The organism is Syntrophomonas sp. UBA5494, assembly GCF_002426325.1.
Map to the genome: position 1 here is coordinate 11,330 of NZ_DIPG01000049.1, position 4,063 is coordinate 15,392.

At 49.2% G+C, this 4,063-nt stretch carries 3 protein-coding genes; 2 read left to right on the forward strand and 1 reads right to left on the reverse strand.

All coding sequences use genetic code 11. The features are described 5' to 3' along the window. On the reverse strand, nucleotides 1–884 hold an 884-nt coding region (locus tag B3W37_RS05680), incomplete at its 3' end, for a stalk domain-containing protein (protein ID WP_483175025.1). 463 nt (nucleotides 885–1,347) lie between these two features. Here B3W37_RS05680 and B3W37_RS05685 point away from each other — a divergent pair. Together B3W37_RS05685 and B3W37_RS05690 are read left to right on the forward strand one after the other, a co-directional pair. Then, nucleotides 1,348–3,282 (forward strand): ATP-binding protein, encoded by a 1,935-nt coding sequence (locus B3W37_RS05685; protein WP_483175026.1) that lies wholly within the window; start codon nucleotides 1,348–1,350, stop codon nucleotides 3,280–3,282. Nucleotides 3,283–3,344: 62 nt separating this feature from the next. Then, nucleotides 3,345–4,063, forward strand: a 719-nt coding sequence (locus tag B3W37_RS05690; protein ID WP_483175027.1) for a DegV family protein, incomplete at its 3' end; no start/stop codon positions are given.

Here is a 4,063-nt window from a genome sequence, read left to right on the forward strand (position 1 = left end):
TCCATCTGCAAGCGCTTCAGTTGCTCCTGCTCACTCAGGGCATAATTGGAGGTACTGGTAAAGGCTTTATAATAATAATCCGTCAATATGCTTTCTCCATAGCCCACTCCGGGTACAGCCCAGCGCCCGTTCAGATCGCTCCATTGTGCCGCTATACCGCGGGTGATCAGGACAAACCGGGGATCTACAAGGCTTTTTCCAGACGGCAGGGTATTCTTGCAGGCGTAAGCGTACAAATGCTGGATATGGGCTTCAACCCCGGCAGCGGGGGAGGAGAAAATGGCGCCGTGCACTCCATTTTCAAACCGTACCCGGCCAGGATCCGCCCCGCGCAGATCCTCCGCACCGGTCGCAGCCTGCCCGGTCGCTGCCAGACCGCAATAATTGTTCTGATAAGGCTGAACCAGACCGCCGAATCTCCACCAGCCGGTTTCTTTAGCAGCCTGGCAAAAGGCTATGTCCCCTCTGATTCCATACTCAGCGCCAATGCTCAGGTACAATTCCGGCAATTCGCGGGGGGCGTCGGGATTGTTCTTAATCATCAAAGCCTCTAATTGCTCGGCACTGAGGACGGCTTGCCCGCGAATGTCCAAATTGTCGGCAAAGGAAGGGATTGTCCCGCTAACCGGTACAGTTGCGCTGCTGATTAAAACCCGATAGTTCTTATCATCCCATTCCACTGCCATGCCCAGACCCTCACTGATGGCGCGAATGGGCACCATGGTGCGTCCGTCAATAATTACCGGAGCCACGTCGGATCGAATCTCCCGGCCATCCAAAAATATAGTTACCGCCCGCTGGGCCAGTGCCAGAGGCTGGATTAACAGGAGTCCTAAAACCAAGGCCAGAACAGCGAAGCCGGCAGCAAATTTGTTGACACGCATAATAAGTCCTCCCCGATACTTTTTCATAATTCTAAATACGCGTTACTATTACTAATATTTCACCAGAATGCCTATAATTCCTGCCAAAAAAGGACGGGTTTCGCTCCGTTCCACAATTCTCCTTTCCAGTTAAACCCCGGATAATTCAATCTGAATAGCTCCACTGGATATCAAAAGCGATTTATTTATACAAGCTTCGTCAACATACTCTAAAAAAAACTACTGTTTCTAACCATAAGCAGACATTTTTCTCAGCTCTGATGCTGTATCTTATAGTTACCCCCTTTTTTTGGAGATTTTGAATTATTGTAGCGGAGGACAGGCAATCATGTCTTATTTACTAAGCGGGCGGGGAGTTGTAATCGCTGTCTGCCTCATATTTCTTATTTCAAGTCTGACAATATACTTTAATAATCCGGCAATAGTGACAAGATTGTGTCAATTTTACCTGCCCGGGGCCATAATGAGTGCAGCACTTTTTATCGCTTTTTACGCGTTTTGGCAGCAGCGCAACCGTGAGTCGAAAAAACCTGCTTCAGGATGTGTTAACAGCTATGAGCGGGATATAGCACACTGCCAGTCTATGATCCTCAACCAACTGCCGCATAGTATCCTGGTCTTAAACCCTGACGGCATGCTGCTCTACCAAAATGCGCCCGCCGAAAAGCTGTTTGAATTGAATGAAGCCACGGTAGTGGACGAAGCTGTCCTGGCCGAGATCTTATCGATTTCCCAACCTGACCTCCTGGAGGTGCAGACCGGTTTAGCTAACAATAATAGTGTTCAGTTTGAATCTAAGCGCATTGTCAATGAGCAGGAACGATTCTTCAGATACCGTATTGAGCTTATAGAGGATCTGCCCAATTGTCAGGTCATCACCGCAACAGATATTACCGAAACCGTTATTACCCTCCATGAATCCGAGTCCGCCAACCAGGCAAAAAGTCAATTCCTGGCTAATATCAGCCATGAAATCAGAACCCCCATGATAGGTGTGCTGGGCTCGGTGGACTTGTTGGAGCAAAGCGCTTTGAACCGTAACCAACAGGAAAATTTAAATGTGATTAGAGAATGCAGCGAACAATTGCTGGCGATTATCAACGAAATTCTCGATGTATCCAAAATCGAAGTTGGCCTGGTCAACCTCAACCCTACTTGCTGCCGCATCCGCCCCCTGCTCAGCCGGTCCTTGAAAATCGTGGAGCCATTGTTACAGGCCAAAGGTTTAAAGGTACAGTTAAACGTTGACGAAGAACTGCCCGAGATGATCTATTTGGATCAGGCCAAGATGCAGCAGATACTGAGTAATGTACTGAGCAATGCAGTAAAATTCACACATCAGGGCTCGGTCACCATTGAAGCCTGCAAAAGCGGCTCCCCTGACGACCCGCGCCTGGCAGTGGCCGTTAAGGATACCGGCATCGGCATAAGCTCTGAAGAATTGCCGGAGATTTTCGCTCCCTTTACTCAGGCGGATAGTTCCACTACCCGTAAATACGGAGGAACCGGGCTGGGTTTATATATCTGCCAGAAGCTGGTCAATCTAATGGAGGGTACGATTCGGGCAGAAAGCCAGTTTGGAATAGGCACCACCATCTATATAGAAATACCCTTGCAGGAGGCTGCAGGGACTGCTGAGCCAAATCACGGCGGCATATCACCGGCAGCACAAACTGCTGACAACGCTGTACTGAATTTTGACCCCGCCCGCATTCTTGTCACTGAAGACAATTTATTGAATCAAAAAATTGTTTCACAGATGCTGCATAATTATGGCTTCTACTGCCGTGTGGTAAGCAATGGCCTGGAATGCCTGAACGCCCTGCATCAAGAGTCGTTCGATGTAGTTTTGCTGGATATGCAGATGCCGGTTATGGACGGATATGAAACTGCCGGGATAATTCGCCAGGATGCCAGCCTCAATCATGTGGCGGTTATCGCCATGACCGCCAATTCCATGGTGGGTGACCGGGAAAAATGTCTGGCCAGCGGTTGTACCGATTATATCTCCAAGCCCTTTAAAGCCAGGGAACTGGCGGAAATAATAACTCAGCACCTGCCTCAACAGAACAGAGACACCGCCTTGGAAAATGACAGATTGCTCATCAATGAGCTGATGCCTGAGCTTCTCGAAATGCTGGGTGAAATGCTGGAATCCCTGTACGCCTCCTGGAGAAAAAAAGACCTGCCCGGATTGCAGAGCCTGGGGCACGACATTAAGGGTACTGCCGGCATGTATGGCCTGGCAGCCATTTCACAGCTGGCCGGCAAATTGGAAAAAGCCGCCCGGGAGCATGATTTTCAAAAGATAACCTCTATTATCGGCGATCTGGAAGAAAAATACGCTCAGATCAGGGTTCAGTTCTTGGGGCAGAACGCAAACAGTCTTAAAGTCTAAATAACCGGCTTAAATATTGACAGTTCGCGGCTGTTCAATTATATTTACCATCATATTCAGGTGTGAAGGGAATAATTGAAATGGCCATACACATTATAACTGACAGTACGGCATACCTCACTGAAAGTATGCTGAAAGACGAGGATATTCGGGTAGTCCCTCTTAATGTAATGATGCAAGGCAGACAGTACCGGGAAGGTATAGATTTAAGCAATCGCGAATGCTACCAGGTCATGCGCAGTCAACCGGTCTTTCCGACTACCTCGCAGCCGTCAGCCGGCGATTTTTTAGAAGTCTACCGCTCACTGCCCCTCGGCGACGAAGCCCTGGTGATAGTGATATCCTCGCGTCTCTCCGGCACCTGGCATTCTGCGGAGATGGCCCAGGGGCTGCTGAACCGGAGTGATGTCAGGATTCATGTAATAGATTCATGGTCTTCTACCATAGGTCTGGCTCTGCAGATAATAAGGGTCTGCGAAATGCGCCAGGACGGGCAGGGCATGGATGCCATCCTGAATGAGTTGAAACGTATGATCCCCAAGACCAAAGTATTTTTCGTGGTAGATAATCTGGAATACCTGTCAAGAGGCGGGCGCATCGGCCCGGCCGCCAAATATTTCGGCAACATGCTGCAGATCAAGCCGATTTTGTACTTGCATGAAGGCAAAATAGATGTGTTTGACAAGATCCGCACCAAACACAAGGCAGTAACCCGGATTGTGGAGGCTTTTTCCGCCCTGTCTCCCCAGGTGGAGAAACTGGCCGTTACCCATGTGGACGC